Source organism: Halomonas litopenaei, assembly GCF_017303055.1.
In the GTDB taxonomy this organism is placed as follows: domain Bacteria; phylum Pseudomonadota; class Gammaproteobacteria; order Pseudomonadales; family Halomonadaceae; genus Halomonas; species Halomonas litopenaei_A.
This window is the reverse complement of the sequence record NZ_JAEKJT010000003.1, coordinates 399,632-417,593: the sequence shown is the minus strand read 5'-3', so window position 1 is coordinate 417,593 and position 17,962 is coordinate 399,632. Positions and strand designations below refer to the sequence as shown.

The 17,962-nt window shown below is 63.9% G+C and carries 14 protein-coding genes; 13 read left to right on the top strand and 1 reads right to left on the bottom strand.

Annotated elements, in window-relative coordinates; translation table 11 throughout:
• Positions 1-196: 196 nt before the first annotated feature.
• From ccmA to JF545_RS05770, 13 genes are all read left to right on the top strand, one after another.
• A complete protein-coding gene (gene ccmA / locus JF545_RS05830) occupies positions 197-838 on the top strand; it encodes a cytochrome c biogenesis heme-transporting ATPase CcmA (protein ID WP_206940167.1) in 642 nt (213 codons plus the stop codon).
• Entirely contained in the window at positions 835-1,569 is a 735-nt protein-coding gene (gene ccmB, locus JF545_RS05825) for a heme exporter protein CcmB (RefSeq protein ID WP_224908690.1), read from the top strand. The genes ccmA and ccmB overlap by 4 nt, the downstream gene beginning before the upstream one ends.
• A gap of 50 nt (positions 1,570-1,619) precedes the next feature.
• On the top strand, positions 1,620-2,360 hold the full coding sequence (locus JF545_RS05820; protein ID WP_206940165.1) for a heme ABC transporter permease: 741 nt from the start codon (positions 1,620-1,622) through the stop codon (positions 2,358-2,360).
• A complete protein-coding gene (gene ccmD / locus JF545_RS05815; protein ID WP_206940163.1) occupies positions 2,360-2,569 on the top strand; it encodes a heme exporter protein CcmD in 210 nt (69 codons plus the stop codon). Before JF545_RS05820 ends, ccmD begins: the two co-directional genes overlap by 1 nt.
• Positions 2,559-3,029 carry a cytochrome c maturation protein CcmE gene (gene ccmE, locus JF545_RS05810; RefSeq protein WP_206940161.1) on the top strand — a complete coding sequence of 157 codons (471 nt, stop codon included), beginning with the start codon at positions 2,559-2,561 and terminating at the stop codon, positions 3,027-3,029. The genes ccmD and ccmE overlap by 11 nt, the downstream gene beginning before the upstream one ends.
• Positions 3,030-3,071: 42 nt before the next feature.
• Entirely contained in the window at positions 3,072-5,099 is a 2,028-nt protein-coding gene (locus JF545_RS05805) for a heme lyase CcmF/NrfE family subunit (protein WP_206940825.1), read from the top strand.
• A complete protein-coding gene (locus JF545_RS05800) occupies positions 5,096-5,644 on the top strand; it encodes a DsbE family thiol:disulfide interchange protein (RefSeq protein WP_206940160.1) in 549 nt (182 codons plus the stop codon). The genes JF545_RS05805 and JF545_RS05800 overlap by 4 nt, the downstream gene beginning before the upstream one ends.
• Complete coding sequence (locus JF545_RS05795) at positions 5,635-6,132, top strand: cytochrome c-type biogenesis protein (RefSeq protein WP_206940158.1); 498 nt, start codon at positions 5,635-5,637, stop codon at positions 6,130-6,132. Before JF545_RS05800 ends, JF545_RS05795 begins: the two co-directional genes overlap by 10 nt.
• The gene (gene ccmI, locus JF545_RS05790) at positions 6,129-7,349 is read left to right on the top strand and encodes a c-type cytochrome biogenesis protein CcmI (RefSeq protein ID WP_206940156.1); all 1,221 of its coding nucleotides are present in this window, start codon (positions 6,129-6,131) and stop codon (positions 7,347-7,349) included. Before JF545_RS05795 ends, ccmI begins: the two co-directional genes overlap by 4 nt.
• 3 nt (positions 7,350-7,352) lie before the next feature.
• On the top strand, positions 7,353-10,850 hold the full coding sequence (gene smc / locus JF545_RS05785) for a chromosome segregation protein SMC (RefSeq protein WP_206940154.1): 3,498 nt from the start codon (positions 7,353-7,355) through the stop codon (positions 10,848-10,850).
• Between the two features lie 224 nt (positions 10,851-11,074).
• Positions 11,075-13,075 (top strand): cell division protein ZipA, encoded by a 2,001-nt coding sequence (gene zipA, locus JF545_RS05780; RefSeq protein ID WP_206940151.1) that lies wholly within the window; start codon positions 11,075-11,077, stop codon positions 13,073-13,075.
• Between the two features lie 248 nt (positions 13,076-13,323).
• A complete protein-coding gene (gene ligA / locus JF545_RS05775) occupies positions 13,324-15,369 on the top strand; it encodes an NAD-dependent DNA ligase LigA (RefSeq protein WP_206940149.1) in 2,046 nt (681 codons plus the stop codon).
• Positions 15,366-15,638 (top strand): YheU family protein, encoded by a 273-nt coding sequence (locus JF545_RS05770; RefSeq protein WP_206940147.1) that lies wholly within the window; start codon positions 15,366-15,368, stop codon positions 15,636-15,638. The genes ligA and JF545_RS05770 overlap by 4 nt, the downstream gene beginning before the upstream one ends.
• Before the next feature lie 72 nt (positions 15,639-15,710).
• Here the strand turns inward: JF545_RS05770 and mnmC are convergent, their stop codons facing one another.
• Entirely contained in the window at positions 15,711-17,744 is a 2,034-nt protein-coding gene (mnmC, locus tag JF545_RS05765; protein ID WP_206940145.1) for a bifunctional tRNA (5-methylaminomethyl-2-thiouridine)(34)-methyltransferase MnmD/FAD-dependent 5-carboxymethylaminomethyl-2-thiouridine(34) oxidoreductase MnmC, read from the bottom strand.
• Between the last annotated feature and the right edge of the window lie 218 nt (positions 17,745-17,962).

Here is a 17,962-nt window from a genome sequence, read left to right as displayed (position 1 = left end):
TGGATACTGTCGATTCATACAGTACACGAGAAAGATAGCAGGGCCTAGCGTTCGCGCAAGTGCCATGGATCAACGAAAGGTGCATTGGCTGTGCGATTGCGCTGGTACGGGGGGCCGGCTGTCTGGTTCGGATGTGGCAATCGGTGTAAAGTCTGTGCGTGTTTTCCCCCTCTCGGTCCTGGCAGTGGAGTGCCCTTTGCGTCTGTGTCTTGAAGCCCGACAACTGGCCTGTGAGCGCGACGGTCGCTGGCTGTTTCATGGGCTCGACCTCATTCTCGGGGCAGGCGACGTTCTGCGGATCGAGGGCCCCAACGGCAGCGGCAAGACGACGCTGCTGAAGGTGCTGTGCGGCCAGATCAGTGACGTGGAAGGGCAGGTGTTATGGGACGGCAGAGCGCTGCCCAAGGCACGCGCCGACTTGCTGGCCAATCTGCTCTACCTTGGCCACGCGCCGGGTATCAAGGCCCACCTGACGGCGATGGAAAACCTGCGCTGGTATCAGGCCTTGGCAGGTCACCGATGTAGCGATCGCGAGCTTGGCGCGGCACTGGCCGAGGTCGGCCTGGCGGGCTTCGAGGATGTGGTGGCCTCCCAGCTGTCAGCTGGACAGCAACGCCGAGTGACCTTGGCCCGCCTTGTGCTCAGTCGTCATCCACTGTGGATTCTGGATGAGCCTTTCACGGCCATTGACGTCGATGGCGTGTCGGCGCTGGAGCAGCGTCTGGTCGAGCACGCCGGCCGGGGCGGTGCCGTACTGGTCACCACCCATCATGCCCTGGCCAATGTGCCTGGTCTGCGCAGGCTGTCCCTGTCAGGCCCAGCCCGGGAGGTGGCATGAGCGCTTGTTCCACTGACGTCGAGCCCGCGGTGGTGGCGGTCAAGGAGGCCGGCGCGGGGCTGGGAATGGCGCTATGGGCGACCTTTCAGCGAGATCTCGTCGGCGTGGCCAGGCGTCCCGCTGACGCGCTAACCCCGCTGGTGTTCTTCGCCATGGTCATCACCTTGTTTCCCCTGGGAATTTCACCGGAACCGGAGCGTCTGGCCTGGATAGCCCCCGGCGTGCTGTGGGTGGCGGCTTTGCTGTCCGCGCTGCTGTCGCTGGATGGATTGTTCCGCGCGGATTATGAAGACGGCACGCTGGAGCAGCTGTTGCTGGCTCCCCACCCGCTGTCACTGTTGGTGGTGGCGAAGGTGCTGGTGCACTGGCTGACCACAGGTCTGCCGCTGGCACTGATGGCCCCGTTGCTGGGAGTGCTGCTGGCCTTGCCCCAGGGCAGCTACCTGGCCTTGAGTGTCACCCTGGCCGTGGGCAGCGGCTGCATCAGCCTGATCGGGGCCATTGGCGCCGGATTGACGGTAGGGTTGGCCCGCGGAGGCATGCTGTTGTCGCTGTTGGTGCTGCCATTGTTCATGCCGGTCCTGATCTTCGGTACAGGAGCCATGGGGGCGGCGCTGTCGGGGGGCGAGTGGCTGCCTCACCTGGCGGTGATCGGCGCCATGCTGGCGCTGGCACTGGCCAGTGCACCGTTGGCGATTGCCGCGTCACTGCGCATCAGCGTGCATGGCTGATGCGCTGATGTCGGCGTCACGATTTCACGCTTGATCGAGGTACAACGCTCATGTGGGCCTTCTTTCACAAACTGGGGTCGCCGCGCTGGTTCTACGGCATCGCGGCCAGGCTGGCACCATGGTGCTGGGGCCTGGCGCTGGCGTTGATTGTGGTGGGGAGCGTCTGGGGGCTGGCGTTTGCGCCATCCGACTACCAGCAGGGCAACAGCTTTCGCATCATCTACGTCCACGTGCCGGCGGCGTTTCTGGCCCAGTCGATCTTTATCGCCTTGGCCGCGTCAGGCTTCGTGTTCATGGTCTGGAAGGTCAAGATCGCCGACATGGCCGCGGCGATGATGGCGCCCCTGGGCGCCGCCATGACCGCGATTGCGCTGCTGTCAGGCTCCGTCTGGGGCAAGCCGACCTGGGGCACCTGGTGGCAGTGGGACGCGCGCCTGACCTCGATGCTGATTCTGCTGTTCCTGTACGTGGGCGTGATGTTGATCCGGCGCGCCTTCCCGCGTCCACTAAGTGGCTCGAAGGCGGCCTCGGTGCTGGCCATGGTCGGAGTAATCAACATTCCGATCATCAAGTACTCGGTGGAGTGGTGGAACACGCTGCATCAGCCGGCCAGCTTCACCCTCACCGAACGGCCGGCCATGCCTACCGAGATGTGGCTACCGCTGTTGATCATGGTGCTGGGTTTCTATGCCTTTTTTGCCGCTTTCACCCTGACCCGTACGCGCACTGAAATTCTACGCCGCGAAGGCAGCAAGCGCTGGGTCAAGGAGCTGTTCAAGGAGGATGCGTGATGGCATTCGAATCATTGGCTGAGTTGTGGCAGATGGGCTCCCATGGCCCCTACGTCTGGACGGCCTGGGGTGCCACCCTGGGTGTGTTGCTGCTTAGCGTGTTGCTGGTATGCGGTGAAAGTCGTGACGTTCGGCGCACCCTGCGTCGTCGACTCAGGCGAGAAGGCGCCGCGGCGCTGAAGTCCACGGAGGGTCGTCATGAGGGCTAAGCGTCGAAACCGGATGTTGCTGGTGCTCGGTCTGGTGGCGCTGTGTGCGGTGGCGGTGGGGCTGACGCTGTATGCGTTGCGCTCCAATATCAATCTCTTCTTCAGTCCAGTGCAGATTGCCGCGGGAGAAGCTCCCGTCGACCGCCAGCTGCGTGCCGGAGGCATGGTCAAGGAAGGCAGCGTGCGGCGTGATAGCGACAGTCTGGACGTCAGCTTCGTGGTCACTGACTATGTCGACGACGTTGAAGTGCGCTACAGCGGCATTCTGCCGGACCTGTTTCGCGAAGGGCAGGGGGTCGTGGTGGTCGGTAAATTGACCGGTGATGGCATCATCGCTGCCGACAAGGTACTGGCGAAGCACGACGAGAACTACATGCCGCCCGAGGTTGCCGAGGCGCTTGAAAAGGCCGGCTATTCGCCCGCCGACTACAAGCAAGCCGCGCCGGGTTCCCCCCAGTGACGCACAGACCGGGCAGACCAAGGTGATGTCATGCTGATCAAGATGATCCCCGAGATCGGACACTATGCGCTGGTTATCGCGCTGTTGATGGCAGTGGTGCAAGCGGTGCTGCCTCTGGCGGGGGCTGCCACGCGACGTCCCTTGTGGATGGCCTATGCCAGGCCCATGGCGGCCGGCCAGCTGGCCTTTCTGCTGATCGCCTACGGCTGCCTGACAGCCAGCTACCTGCTGGATGACTTCAGCGTGGTCAACGTGGCCAACAACGCCAATTCGTTGCTGCCCTGGTATTACAAGTTCAGCGCGGTGTGGGGCAACCACGAGGGCTCGGTCCTGCTGTGGAGCCTTATCCTGGGAATCTGGACCTTCGCGGTCGGTTGCTTCTCGGGTCGCCTGCCGCCTGACATGGTGGCGCGGGTGCTGGGAGTGATGGGACTGGTCAGCGTCGGCTTTCTGGCCTTCGTGCTGATCACGTCCAACCCATTCGAGCGCTCGCTGCCCAATATTCCGGCGGACGGTGCAGACCTCAATCCGCTGCTGCAGGACGTCGGCCTGATCATTCATCCGCCGATGCTGTACATGGGCTATGTCGGTTTCAGCGTGGTCTTTGCCTTTGCCATTGCGGCCCTGCTGGGGGGGCGTCTCGACAGCGCCTGGACCCGTTGGGTGAGACCCTGGACCAACATCGCCTGGGCTTTCCTCACGGTCGGCATCGCCCTCGGCAGCTGGTGGGCGTACTACGAATTGGGCTGGGGCGGCTGGTGGTTCTGGGACCCGGTGGAAAATGCCTCCCTGCTGCCGTGGCTGGCCGGCACTGCGTTGATCCATTCGCTGGCGGTGACCGAAAAGCGCGGGACCTTCAAGAGCTGGACGGTATTGCTGGCGATCACCACCTTCTCGCTATCGTTGATGGGGACCTTCCTGGTCCGCTCCGGCGTTCTGACCTCGGTCCATGCCTTTGCCAATGACCCGTCGCGGGGACTGTTCATCCTGGTCCTGCTGGGTATCACCGTCGGCCTGTCGTTGCTGATCTTTGCCCTGCGTGCGCCGCGGGTCAGCCAGCCAGGCGGATTCAATTGGCTGTCTCGGGATGCGCTGTTGCTGGTCAACAATATCCTGCTGGTGGTGATGACGGTGACGGTGCTGCTCGGGACGGTCTATCCGCTGCTGCTGGATGCGCTGAACCTCGGCAAGATCAGCGTGGGGCCGCCCTACTTCAATGCCTTGTTCGTGCCGTTGACGGTATTGCTATGCGTGTTCATGGGGCTGGGGCCCAGCGCCCGCTGGAAGCGCATGAGTGGTCGCGAGCTGCTGTCGCGGCTGTGGCTGGCGGGAGCCGCTGCGCTGGTCATTGGCGTGCTGGCACCGCTCGCCTATACCGGGGCATGGAATCTCAAGGCGTCCATTGGCCTGGTGGCAGCCCTGTGGCTGGTGCTGTCGCTGGCACGGGACCTGTGGGACAAGACCTCCCGCGGCGCTTCCCGACGCCAGGCAGTGAAGCGCCTGACGCCAGCATACTGGGGCATGGTGCTGGGCCACCTAGGCCTCGCGGTCACGATTGTCGGTGTCGCTCTGGTCTCCAACTATTCGGTGGAGCGCAATGTGCGGATGAATGTCGGCGATAGCGTCGATGTCGCTGGCATCCGTTTCCACATGACCGCTCTGGATGAGCGCAGGGGGCCCAACTTCGTCTCCGATGCCGCGACCATCGAAGTGACCCGCCAAGGCGCCACGCGGAGCTTCGAGATGCATCCAGAAAAGCGCCTCTATATTGCCAGGGGGATGCCGATGACCCAGGTCGCGCTGCGTCCGGGACTGTTCCATGACCTGTATGTGGCCATGGGCGAAGAGCTTGACGATGGCAGCTGGGCGCTGCGGGTGCAGATCAAACCCTTTGTTCGCTGGCTGTGGCTGGGGGCGTTGCTGATGGCGGCAGGCGGCATGATGGCCGTGGCGGACCGTCGCTATCGACGCCAGCTCAGCACCCGTGCACCTGAGCGCGAGTCGAGCAGTGCGGCCAGCTCCGGCGTGGTCAGCGCCAGTCAGGTCACCTCCAAGGAAGTGCGGGCATGAAACGACGGTTACTGCTATTGGTGCCACTGGTGCTGTTTCTGGTGTTGGGAGCCTTCCTGTATCAGGGGCTGTCGATCAACCCCTTCGACAGAGAGTCGGCGCTGATGGCGCGCGAGTTTCCCGCCTTCGAGCTGACCACGCTGGATAATCCTCAGCAGCGCGTGGATGAAGGGGATATCAAGGGAGAGGTGACCTTGGTCAACGTATGGGGCAGCTGGTGTCCCACCTGTCGCCAGGAAATGCCGCAGCTTCTGGACCTGGCGGACCGAGGCGTGCGCTTGATCGGTGTCGACTACAAGGAGACCGCTGCCAGCGATGCGGAAAAGCGTGCGCAGGGGCAGGCGTTCCTGACCCAGTTCGGTAACCCTTTTGCCTTCAACGTGTTTGATCCGCTGGGCAGCCTGGGCTTTGATCTCGGCGTTTACGGGGCTCCCGAGACGTTTCTGGTGGACGCAGACGGTATCATTCGCTACCACCACACCGGTTACATCACTGCTGATGACGTGGAGAGCATCATTATGCCGGAGGTGGAGAAATGGCGCTGAAGGCACCTTCTCAAGGTCACCCTTGGCTGGCCAGCGTGCTGCTGTTGACGGGCTGGCTGCTGGCCCTGCAGGTCATGGCAGAAGCGATTGAAGTGCGTCGCTTTGAGAGTCCGGTGACGGAGCAGCGCTATCAGTCGCTAACGGCGACCTTACGCTGCCCCAAGTGCGAGAACCAGGCCATTGGAGACTCCAACTCGCCGATTGCCGCGGACATGCGTGACAAGGTCTATGAACAGCTGAATGACGGCAGGTCTGACAAGGAAATTATCGACTTCATGGTCCAGCGGTTTGGCGACTACGTGCTCTACAACCCCCGGCTGGAAGGTCGCACCCTGCTGCTGTGGGGGCTGCCTGGGGCGTTGGTGGTGGTCGGCGGGCTGGCGCTGTGGGCCATCATTCGCTCTCGCCGTCGGGTGAGTGTCCGGCAGCTGTCTGCCGAAGAGCAGGCCCGTCTGGACGAACTGATTGATCGAGAGAGACGCTCATGACGCTGCTGTGGCTCGCCTTTGCCCTGTTACTGTTACCGGCTGCCTGGCTGCTGATCCTGCCTTTGCGGCGAGCGGCGTCTCTGGAGCAACGTCAGCGCGAGCTGGAAGCCAACGACGATGCGGCTGCCCAGAATGTGGCGGTGTATCGCCGTCGCCTGGCCTCGCTTGAGGCCGCCAGGTCTCGCGGCGACATTGACGCTACCCGTTTCGATGAGGATGTCAGCGAACTGAAGCGTGCGCTGCTCGACGATACCGAACGGCTAAAGCGGGCTCCGCTCAAGTCAGCGGGATCGGGCAAGCTGGCGATTCCTGTGGTGCTGCTGCTGGTCATCGTGACCAGTGTGGTGTGGTATCAGCGCGAAGGTGCCGAAGGCGATCTGGTGCTTTATCACACCATCGAAGAGGTGCGTAACGACCCCGCGGCCAGCCTGGCGCTGATGCTGGAGCGCCTTGAGGCCCAGGCCGACCGCCAGCCCGACAATCCCCGCGTGTGGCAAACCCTCTATCCCCTCTACCGAGATAGCGGCGCCTACCGCGAGGCCGGTCAGGCCATCGAGCGGGTGCTGGCGCTGGAAGGGCGCTCCCCCTGGTGGCTTGGTGAGCTGGCCAAGATGGAGTACTTCACCAACGAAGGGCGGTTGAACGAGCGTATCCTGGCGCTTTCACGGGAGGCCAGTCGTGAGGCGCCGAACCTGCCCTCCGCCATGTGGTTCCTGGGAGTCGAGGCCTTTCAGCAGGATGATTATCAGGCGGCCCTGGGGTACTGGCGCAGAGGACTTTCCGCCGCAGACGGCTCCCCCCTGCAGGAAGCCATGCGGCAGGGCGTGGCCCAGGCGGAACAACGTCTCGCTCCGGCGGGTCAGCACGCCATTCGCATTCGCCTGTCGCTGGCACAGGCGCTGAAGAGCGACCGGCTGCCGCCATCCACCACCGTGTTTGTGGTGGCCCGTGACAGCGACGGCAAGCTTCCTCCTCTGGCGATCCAGCGCCTGACCCTGGCCGAGCTGCCAGCGAGCATTACCCTGGATGCCGGTGATGCCATGTCGCCGATGGCCAGCCTGGAGGATGTCGACCAGGTACGCCTGTTGGCACGGGTCTCACCCAGCGGTCAGGCGCAGCCGCAGCCCGGTGATCTGATGGGACAGCGTGAAGGGGTTGCAGTGGGGGCCTCGGATCAGGATCCTGTCACGCTTGTCATCGATCAAGTGATTGAATAACCCATGCGTCTGACGTCGATCCGGCTGGCCGGCTTCAAGTCTTTTGTCGACCCGGTCACGGTGCCCTTCGACAGCAACATGACCGCGATCGTCGGTCCCAATGGCTGCGGCAAGTCGAACATCATCGATGCCGTGCGCTGGGTCATGGGTGAATCCTCGGCCAAGACCCTGCGCGGCGAGTCGATGACCGACGTCATCTTCAATGGCTCCACCGGGCGCAAACCCGTGGGCATGGCATCTATCGAACTGACGTTCGATAACCGTGACGGGACCATGGGGGGCGTCTACGCCCAGTACGCCGAGATATCGGTCAAGCGCCAGGTCACCCGTGACGCCCAGTCCAGTTACTTCTTCAACGGCCAGAAGTGCCGTCGCCGCGATATCGCCGATCTGTTCCTGGGGACCGGCCTTGGTCCCAGATCCTACGCCATCATCGGCCAGGGAATGATCTCGCGGCTGATCGAAGCTCGCCCCGAGGAGCTGCGTTCTACCCTCGAAGAGGCGGCCGGCATCTCCAAGTACAAGGAACGACGACGCGAGACGGAAAATCGCATGCGTCGGACCCAGGAAAACCTGGATCGTCTGGACGATATTCGGGAAGAGCTCGACAAGCAGCTCGAGCGACTCAAGCGACAGGCAGAAGCCGCCAAACGGTATCAGTCGCTCAAGCAGGAAGAGCATCGGGTCAAGGGAGAGCTGGCGCTGTTGCGGGGGCGTGCCCTGCGAGCCGCCCAGACCGAGCAGGACAGTCGAGTACGCGAGCTGGAAACCGCCGTCGAGCGCGAGGTGCTGGGCATGCGCCAGTGCGAGACGCGCCTGGAAGAGGCGCGTGCCGAGCACGACGGCCTGGCCTCTGAGCTGGACCAGCGTCAGGCGAGGTTCTACGAGACCACCACCGCCATCGCTAGATTGGAACAGGAGCTCGAGCATACCCGCACCCGGGATCAACAGCTCGCCCGAGATCTTGAGAGTGCCAGGCGTGAGCTAGGTGAGCTGGATCGCCTGGGGGAGACCGACAGCGAACGTCTGGCGGCCCTGGATGACCGGCTAGAGACACTGGGACCCGAGCAGGAAGAGTTGGCCGAACAACTGGCCGAGCTCGAGGCAGCGCTGGAGGAAGCCGAGCCCGCGGTAGAAGACGCCGACGCCGAGTGGGAAGCGTTCAACGAACGCTGGCGTGGGGACAGTCATGAGGCCGAGCGTACCCAGGATCGGCTGCGCGAACTGGAGGCGCGGCTGGAGCGAATCGCTGGCGATCAGACCAAGCGGCGTCAGCAGCTGGGTGAGTTGCCCGACCTGTCCGAACTGAGTGCTCAGCGCGACGAAGTGCGTGCGCAGCTGTCCGAGCACGACGCCCGCGCCCAGGAGCTCGAGCAACGTCGAGAGAGTGTCAGTGAGCAGCGTGACGTCAGTCGCCGCCAGATCGCCGAGCATGATGCCTCCCGGGAGCAGGCTCGCTCACGCCACAGCGCCCTGACCGGTGAAATCGCCTCGCTGGAGGCATTGATCGAGGCCGCCCTGGCCGACCACGACGAAGGACTCGACCGCCATCTCGCCGCCTATCAGCTTGACCAGGCCCCGCGCCTGGGCGAGCAGTTGGTGGTCGAGCCCGGCTGGGAAGAGGTGGTGTCGTGGGTGCTGGCGCCCTGGCTCAAGGCTCGGCTAGCGCCTGACAGCAGCCTGCGCAATGCCCTGGGCGAGCCCCTGGACGCGGAACTCGCCTTGCTGTCGTCTGCCTCCCCAGGGTCGCCCCCGGGCGATAGCCTGGCAGCCAAGGTGTCCGGAGCCGGTGCCGCGGCCAGCTGGCTGTCGCGAATTCGCTGCGTCGAGTCCCGCGACGCCGCTTGGCAGGCTCGGTCCCAGCTTGATCCCGGCGACAGCCTGATGTCGGCTGACGGTCTGTGGCTAGGACCTGACTGGGCGCGCCAGCGCGGTCACGGGGAAGGTCCTGACGCGTTGCTGGTCAGTCGCGCACGGCTGAGTGAGGCCAGCGAGTCGTTGGCGCAGGAAGCGCAGCGGTTGGAGGCGCTGGACGAGGCACGGGAAAGCGCCCAGCAGGCCATGGACCAGGCCGAGCACGAGCTTGAGCAGCTGCGTCTTGCCGAGCGCGAGCTCGACCAGCAGCGGCAGCAGCTGGCGGTTCAGGACAGCGGCCTGGCCAGCCGGCTGGAGCACCTTTCACGTCGGGGTGCGGAGATCCACGAAGAGCTGGAAGGACTCAGTGAGGCAGATGAAGAGGCGCGGCTCGCCATCGAGGAAATGCGCGAGCAGTGGCAAACGGCGATGGCCCGCCTCGAAGACGGCGCCAGCGTACGCGAGCGCCTCGAGCGCTCCCGCAGCGAGGCCCGCGAGCGTCTCGCCACGTTGCGTGCTCGCCAACGCCCGCTGGCCGAACGGGCTCAGCAACTGACGCTGGAGCACCAGCGGCTGACCACCGAAAGAGCCGGCCTGGCCGAGCAGCAGGGCCGTGCGGGGGATACCCGTGCACGCCTGGAAGAGCGTGTGGCAGAGCTTGAAGAGGCCCGCGAAGGCCTGCATGAGCCTGATGAAGAGCGTCGTGAGCAACTGGATGAGTTGCTGCATCGGCGTGAGCAGGAGGAGCGTCAGCTCAACGAGTCCCGGGCCAGAGCGGCCGCGCTGGTTGAGCGCCTGAGGGATGACGAGCAGGCGCGACAGACCCATGAACGTAACCTGGACGGGGTTCGTGAGCGGCTGCAGGAAGCGCGCATGCAGGTGCAGGCGCTGGCGCTGAAGGCCGAGACCCAGGACGAACAGCTCAAGGAGTTGGGGCACGATGCGGCGGCATTGACCGAGCAGCTCGACCCGAATGCCACCGAATCGGCCTGGCAGACCCGGTTGGAAGAGCTGGGTGAGAAGATCCGGCGGCTGGGTGCCATCAACCTGGCGGCCATCGAGGAGTACGAGCAGCAGGCCGAGCGGCGCGACTATCTGGAGGCGCAGCAGGCCGAGCTGAATGAAGCGTTGGAGACACTGGACAAGGCGATTCGGCGCATTGACCAGGAGACCCGTGCCCGTTTCCGCGATACCTTCGAGCGGGTCAACGCCGGGCTGCAGTCTCTTTTTCCGCGAGTCTTTGGGGGCGGAGCCGCATGGTTGACCCTGACAGGCGAGGATTTGCTGGAGACCGGCGTGGCGATCATGGCACGACCACCGGGCAAGAAGAACAGCACCATTCATTTGCTGTCAGGGGGAGAAAAAGCCCTCACCGCGCTGTCGATGGTATTTGCGATCTTCCAATTGAATCCGGCACCGTTCTGCATGCTGGATGAAGTGGATGCACCTCTGGACGATGCCAATGTTGGCCGCTATGCCAAGTTGGTGAAGGAGATGTCCGACAGCGTGCAGTTTATCTATATCACCCATAACAAGATCGCCATGGAAGCCGGGGAACGATTGATGGGTGTCACCATGCAGGAGCCCGGTGTCTCTCGTCTGGTGTCTGTTGGCGTTGACGAAGCCGCGGCTTTGGCAGAAGCATGATGCACTTTAAAGACGGTTATAATAGGGTGTCCCAATAAGACCATGATGCTGCATGGCAAGGTAAGCAAAGGGAGTTGGAAGGGCGAATGCGAAGGGCATTGTCGAGAAGAGCGGAAAAAATCCGACGCTTGACAAACAAAAAAGTGGCCCTTTTTTTCGCAATCACGCTATGCTGTTGACGGACAACCATCAGGCATGGCGCCTTAGCAAAGGCATGACGACCCATGGAACTAAGAGAGTGGCTGATCATTCTGGGGCTGGCACTGGTGACCCTCATCGTTATCGATGGGGCGCGTCGCCTGCAGCGCCAACGTCGCACTCCCCGCCTGGATGAGGTGCAGGGAGATGTTCTCGATGACGCTGGCTTGGATCGAAGCCAGACACAGGAGGCCGCCGTTGCGGGCCATCCTGGCGTCAATGTGTCCGCCAGACGTGACACAGTAGACGGGGGCACTGATCTGGATGACCCCGAAGAGAGAGCGCGCGAGGAAGAAATCAATTGGGAGCTGCCCAACGGAGGGGCTCGGGTGATCAAGCCCGCGGATTTCTCCAGTGTGCAGCCCAAACCCAAGCTTGAGCGCCAGGAGCATCCTGGACCTTCTCGGGTATTGTCCGAATTCCGCTCCAGTCAGGCCCACCGTGGTAGGGCTGGGGTGACGACTGCTGAAGCGCCCGCGGCTGGTGTTGAAGAAAAAGCGCCTGCGGCTGGGGTGGATAGAACAGCGCCTGCGGCCGGGGTTGACGCTGAGGTTAAAAGGTCAGCGCCCGCGGCTGGTGTTGAAACGACAGCGCCTGCGGCCGGGGTTGACGCCGAGGTTGAAAGGAAAGCGCCCGCGGCTGAGGTTGAAAGGTCAGCGCCTGCGGCTGGGGTGGATAGAACAGCGCCGGCGGCTGAGGTTGAGAAGAAAGCGCCTGCGGCTGGTGTTGAAGAAAAAGCCCCTGCACCCGCTATCCCGAGTGAGGCCCCAGAAGCGTCAGAGGTTCCACCCGCCAACACCCCGAGCGTTGCCGAGACACCGGCGGCGCACGTGGACGCAGAAACGGCTGGTCCGGCCGATGCTGGAGATCGTCGCGAGCCGGTGCTGTCTGCCACCGCTGACGATAGCGACACCACTGGCGAAGCTGGCGTCAAGGGTGCGGAAGAGCGCACTGCAAAACGCGACCCGAACGCCATGCACCTGGCTGCCGATCCTGAAGATCATGAAGACTTCGATGAAGATCAGTATCGCCTGGTCGACTTCGAGGGCATGGGTGACTCGCTCAAGGATCGCTCACGCCGCATGGGAAGCTCCATGCAGCGCTTTGGCGCCTCGTTGCAGAAGAGCGTCAGCGAGCGCCGCGAACGGCGTGAACAGCAGAAAGCGGAAAAGGCCCGCCTCAAGGCTGAGCAGAAAGCAGAAGCTGCCAAGCGCAAGGCCGAGCAGGATGCCGAAAACGCCGCCAAGCGGGAACGCGAGCAGGCAGAGCGACAGCACCTGGCCGCAGAGCGGGAAGCTGCGCTGAAGCGGTCCGAGCGCGAGCGGATAACAGCCGAGCGCCAGCGGGCAACAGCCGAGCACGAGCAGACGCTTCAGGCCTCCCACCAGGCACCAGCGGCCGAGCCGCGCTGGGAAGCAGACGTTCCCGAGCCCGAGTTTGACGTTGAGGATGGTAGTGGGTATGCCGCTTACGACGAAGGTTTCGATAGCGGGCACGGCGGCAAGGTACGCCCGCATCCTGTGCTGGAAAAGGCGCTTCGTCATGATGTCAATGCCGAGCACGCCCGCGACAGTCTCAGCAACGCCGAGGAAATCATCGTCATCAGCGTCATGTCCCGTGATGAGAACGGCTTCCCCGGCACAACGCTGCTAGAGCTGATGATGGCCTGCGGCCTGCGCTACAGTCGTGAGATGGGGATCTTCCACCGGTTCGAGACCGAGGACGAGGGCAGCGCCCTGCAGTTCTCCATGGTGAACGTGCTCAAGCCGGGCACCTTCCCGATCGAGGCGATGGACGACTTCACGACCCCGGGCATCACCCTGTTGATGCCGCTACCCAGCGCCAAGGACAGCTCGGCTGCCTTTGAGGCCATGGTCGAGACCGCCATGGTGATCGTGCGCCACATGGGGGGCGAGCTGAAGGATGAAAACCGCAGTGTAATGACCGCTCAAACCGTGGAGTTCGCTCGTCAGCGCGTGCAGGAGTTCGAGCGCAGGCATCGTCTGCATCGCTACCAGGTCAACTGAGAGGAGCGGCGACGCTCGTTCTCCATCGACCGACGGCTACGGCGTGATGCATGGCGAAGACTGCCACCGTGACAGCGATACCAGACAGCCGGTCAAGTCAGCAGTAAAGAGAAAGCGGCCCCGTGAAAACACGGGGCCGCTTGCATTTGCGTCGTCTGGCGAGAGCGGTCCCGCAGCGGTTTTTTCCCGAGGGGCATGGGGTAAAATGGTGCCAGACCAAGACGTTTGCTATTCGCCAAAGGGCTGACATGACCACCGACGCTTCGATTCGCGACGAGGTGGCGCAACTGCGCACCGAACTCGATGACGCCAACTATCGCTACTACGTGCTGGATGATCCGCGTCTGCCGGACATCGAGTATGACCGCAAATTGCGTCGATTGAGCGAGCTCGAGCAGGCGCACCCCGACCTCGCCAGCCCGCAGTCCCCGACCCAGCGGGTCGGCGCCAAGCCTGCCGATGGTTTTCCTGAAGTCACCCATGCGCTGCCGATGCTGTCCCTCGATAACGCCTTTGACGATGAGGAGCTTCGCGCCTTCGTGAACCGCGTGGCCGAACGGCTGGAGCTCTCGCCTGAGGCGCTGTCGTTTGTCTGCGAGCCGAAGCTGGATGGCGCCGCCGTGTCGCTGGTGTACGAGCAGGGTGTGCTGGTCAGCGGTGCCACCCGCGGAGATGGCCGTACCGGCGAGGGAATTCTGTCCAACCTCAAGACCCTCAAGTCGATTCCGCTGCGCTTGCGCGGTGACCAGGCGCCTAGCCTGATGGAGGTGCGTGGCGAGGTGGTCATGCGCCACCGGGAGTTCGAAGCCATGAACGAAAGGGCGCGGGAGCAGGATGGCAAGGTCTTCGCCAATCCCCGCAACGCCGCCGCCGGCAGTCTGCGTCAGCTCGATCCCAGAGTGACGGCCAAGCGTCCCCTGGAATTCAGCGCTTATCAGGTCGCCAGGCTGGAGCCGGATCAGGGCGCCAGGACCCACAGTGAGCTGATGCACTCTCTGGCAGCGGTGGGGCTTCCGGTCAGCCGTGACCTCGAGGTGGTCACCGGCGCCGAGGGGGTGATCGACTACTGCCGGCGCCTTGGCGAGCGCCGCGATTCCCTGGATGTGGACATCGATGGCGTGGTGATCAAGGTGGATGAGTTGCGCCTGCAGCGGGAGCTGGGGTTCGTCTCGCGCGCGCCACGCTGGGCGATTGCCTTCAAGTTTCCCGCCCAGGAGCAGACCACCACCTTGAAGGATGTCGAGTTCCAGGTCGGCCGAACCGGCGCCATCACCCCAGTGGCGCGACTGGAGCCTGTCAGCGTGGCAGGCGTCACGGTGTCCAATGCGACCCTGCACAACGCGGACGAGATCGCCCGCCTGGGTGTGCGCATCGGTGATCGTGTCGCCATTCGGCGCGCAGGTGACGTTATTCCTCAGGTGGTTCGGGTGGTCGAGGCTGCCGCCGACGGCGACGGCCAAGACATCGCCTTTCCCCAGCATTGCCCGGTCTGTGAGTCCGAGATCGAGCGTATCGAGGGCGAGGCGGTGGCTCGCTGCTCCGGCGGGCTTTACTGCGCTGCCCAGCGCAAGGAAGCGCTCAAGCACTTCGCCTCACGTCGCGCGCTGGATATCGATGGACTTGGGGTGAAGCTGATCGAGGCGCTGGTGGATCGTGACATGGTCAAGACGCCGGCGGACCTGTTCTCGCTGACGACACCGGAGCTTGCCGGGCTGCCTCGCATGGCGGAGAAGTCCGCGACCAATCTGGTCAAGGCGCTCGAGCGCTCGAAAGACACAACGCTGGGTCGGTTCATCTATGCGCTAGGAATCCGCGAAGTGGGTGAAGCCACGGCGGCCAACCTGGCTAGTCACTTTGGCAGCCTGGAGGCCCTGATGCAGGCCGATAGGGAGGCCCTGGAAGCTGTCGAGGACGTAGGGCCGGTGGTGGCGAAGCATGTGGCCACCTTTTTCGACCAGGAGCACAACGTCGATACCATCAAGGCGTTGCTGGCGGCTGGAGTCCGCTGGGACGAGATCAGCGTCAGCGAGCAGGCAACACCGCTGGAAGGCCAGACCTGGGTGTTGACCGGCACCCTGGAAACCATGACGCGGGATGAGGGCAAGGCGCGCCTGCAGGCGCTCGGTGCCAAGGTCTCGGGCAGCGTCTCGAAGAAGACCCATTGCCTGGTGGCTGGCCCCGGTGCGGGAAGCAAGCTAACCAAGGCCGAACAAGCCGGTGTCCCGGTCATCGATGAAGCCACGTTTCTCGAGCGTCTAGCGCAATGGGAAGCTAGCGATAAGGAGGACGCATGAGTCGATTCGTGGAAGTGCCGTATCGGATGCTGCCTGGCGAGACCCTCGATGCACTGCTCGAGAGCTTTGTGACTCGTCAGGGCTACGACACCACAGACACAGGGGAAGGCATGCACGGCTGGGTCAAGCAACTCAAGGGCCAGCTGGAGCGCTCAGAGTTGATCATCGCCCACGACCTGGAAACCGAGAGTACCGAAGTGCTGACACTGGCCCAGTGGCGTGCCTTTGGCAGGGATCTGGCTGACGACGAGGAAGAAGGCGATATCTAAACAGCGAAGGGACGCTCGACTCACGTCTAGCGCCCCTCCGCTGCCGCTTCCCCAGTGAAGCAAGGGCGGGTATCAGTGGCGACGCTTGCCTTGAATGATGTCTCTGATCACCCTGCGCCCGGGGTGCAGATGGTCGGCCAGTGGCGCTTCTAGTGGCAGTGGTTCGTCGCAGATCCGTGATGCCAGCACCTCAGCGCACAGTGGCGCGCTGGCCAGGCCACGGGAGCCGTGGGCGGCGCTGATCCAGAGCCCCCGATGGTGACGACCTGGTGTATCAGGCACTCGGGTGGCGTCCTTTTCCAGTACCGCATAGTCCTCGACCCAGGCCTGCTGGTCGGGCAGCGGGCCTGCGTAGGGGCTCTTGTCAGGGCTGGCGCAACGTACGCCACCTCTGCCGTCGAGAGACACGGTACTTAGCGTGATTCCCTGTGCACGCAGCCGGTCGGTGTAGCCAGGCAAGGTCTGGTCGAGTTCTCTTAGATTGGCCGCATGATCCTCTGGCAGCGTGTCGGCATCGCTGCGGCCGGGGACGAAGGTGGCGCCAAAGGTCAGTACGCCCTCCAGGGGCGGAGCCACATAGCCGCCTGCGCAGACGACCCGCTGCGGCGCCGGCGCGTCAGGGGGCAGTCGCCAGCGACTGACCTGGCCTCTGACCGGCTGCAGCGGCAGCCCCTGGGTATACTCGAACTGGTTCGCCTGGTGGGCAGTGGCGATGACGACCTGGTCTGCGTCAACCGCCACCTGACTGCCATCCGCTGCGGTGCCCAGCAGACGCCAGCCCTGGTCTGAGGCCTTCAGGTCATGGATCTGGGCCTTCACGAAGTTCACGCCAGTACGCGCGACCAGAAACTCGCACAGGGCGCGTGGCTTGACCCAGCCCGCTCCGGGATAACAGAGCCCACCCGCTGTCACAGGCACTCCTGCCAGTTGTGATGCCTGCGCGGCATCGATCGAATGCACCACCGAGTGCGGCAGCGGGTGATGCTCGAGGAAGCGCCGCTGACGACGAGCCTCGCGGTCCCCATGAGCCAGCTGCAGCACGCCACAGGGTGACCACAGCTGATCCTCGCCGTCGAGCCGAGCCAGCCAGCGCTGGCTATAGAGCAGACCAGCCAGGTAGACCCTGCTCTGGTGGTTGGTGTCGGCCGCCAGCTTGACGTAGAGGGCGCCCTGTTCGTTGCCCGACGCCCCGGCCCCGGGCGCAGTGCTGTCGATCAAGGTGACCTCGATACCACGGCGAGCCAGCGCTTCGGCGGTGGCACAGCCGGCGATCCCGGCGCCGATGATGGCCACCCGGCGATGGGGCAGAGCAGGCGGTGGGCTATACCAGGGGGTGGCCTGACGCCGCTTGTCGGCTGGGGGCGTGTCGATCTCGCCTGCCAGCATCTCGCGTTTACGTCCATGGCCTGGGACCTTGCGCCACTGAAAGCCCGCTGCCTTGAGGCCGCGCTTGACGATACCCGCGCAGGTGAAGGTGGCAAACGTCGCGCCTGGGCGCGAGCGCGCCGCCATCTGCTCAAACAGCGCGGGTTGCCACATGTCAGGGTTCTTGGCCGGGGCGAAGCCATCCAGGAACCAGGCATCCACTCGGCCATCCAGCAATGCCAGGCGCTCGCTACTGTCCCCGATGTGGAGGTCCAGAGTCACCCGTGGGGACAGCGTCAATCGGTGAACGCCGATGACCGGTTCAGGCCAGGCCTCGATGAGCGCGGCGGCGCGATCCGCCAGGTCTGGCCACCCCGCCAGCGCTTGGGCAAGGTCAGCGGCGGACATGGGGTAGCGTTCAGTGGACACCAGGTGAAGGCGGGCACCGGCGGGGGCATGCTGGTCAAAGGCTTGCCAGGCACACAGCATATTCAAACCCGTACCGAAGCCTGTCTCGCCGATCACGAAGGGCCGCTCCAGAGTCCATTCCCGGAATCGCTGGGGCAGGTGATTGGCGTGAATGAACACGTGCTCGGTCTCAGCGCGACCGTCATGGCGGGAGAAGTAGACGTCGTCGAAGACGCGTGAGTGCGGGCTCAGGCCGCTGCTTTCCTCACGCCATTCAAGCTCGGCCGGCGTTGCGGAGGTCAGGGCGGGAAGGCCGTCGGGAGCGTGGGTCACGGCTATCGGTTCCTGCGGATGAGAGCTGGTCAAGAAATGATCATCTTGCTGTCATAAGCGTGACAGCAGGGCTGCAGCAATGCGTCCGCGGCGTTTCAACAGACTTTTCCACAGTCTCTGTGAACAAGCTGCTGTGGATAATGGCGTCTGCGCCGTCGCAGCGAGGGGCCCCAGGTTCTGGGGAGCGGAACGCCTGACACATTGGCTCGCTGGCTGAC

Coding starts and splice junctions, on each gene's coding strand:
- JF545_RS05770 (WP_206940147.1), top strand. CDS start 15,366: ATGAGTCGATTCGTGGAAGTGCCGTATCGGATGCTGCCTGGCGAGACC.
- JF545_RS05820 (WP_206940165.1), top strand. CDS start 1,620: ATGTGGGCCTTCTTTCACAAACTGGGGTCGCCGCGCTGGTTCTACGGC.
- zipA (WP_206940151.1), top strand. CDS start 11,075: ATGGAACTAAGAGAGTGGCTGATCATTCTGGGGCTGGCACTGGTGACC.
- JF545_RS05805 (WP_206940825.1), top strand. CDS start 3,072: ATGATCCCCGAGATCGGACACTATGCGCTGGTTATCGCGCTGTTGATG.
- ccmE (WP_206940161.1), top strand. CDS start 2,559: ATGAGGGCTAAGCGTCGAAACCGGATGTTGCTGGTGCTCGGTCTGGTG.
- ccmB (WP_224908690.1), top strand. CDS start 835: ATGAGCGCTTGTTCCACTGACGTCGAGCCCGCGGTGGTGGCGGTCAAG.
- JF545_RS05800 (WP_206940160.1), top strand. CDS start 5,096: ATGAAACGACGGTTACTGCTATTGGTGCCACTGGTGCTGTTTCTGGTG.
- smc (WP_206940154.1), top strand. CDS start 7,353: ATGCGTCTGACGTCGATCCGGCTGGCCGGCTTCAAGTCTTTTGTCGAC.
- JF545_RS05795 (WP_206940158.1), top strand. CDS start 5,635: ATGGCGCTGAAGGCACCTTCTCAAGGTCACCCTTGGCTGGCCAGCGTG.
- ligA (WP_206940149.1), top strand. CDS start 13,324: ATGACCACCGACGCTTCGATTCGCGACGAGGTGGCGCAACTGCGCACC.
- ccmD (WP_206940163.1), top strand. CDS start 2,360: ATGGCATTCGAATCATTGGCTGAGTTGTGGCAGATGGGCTCCCATGGC.
- ccmI (WP_206940156.1), top strand. CDS start 6,129: ATGACGCTGCTGTGGCTCGCCTTTGCCCTGTTACTGTTACCGGCTGCC.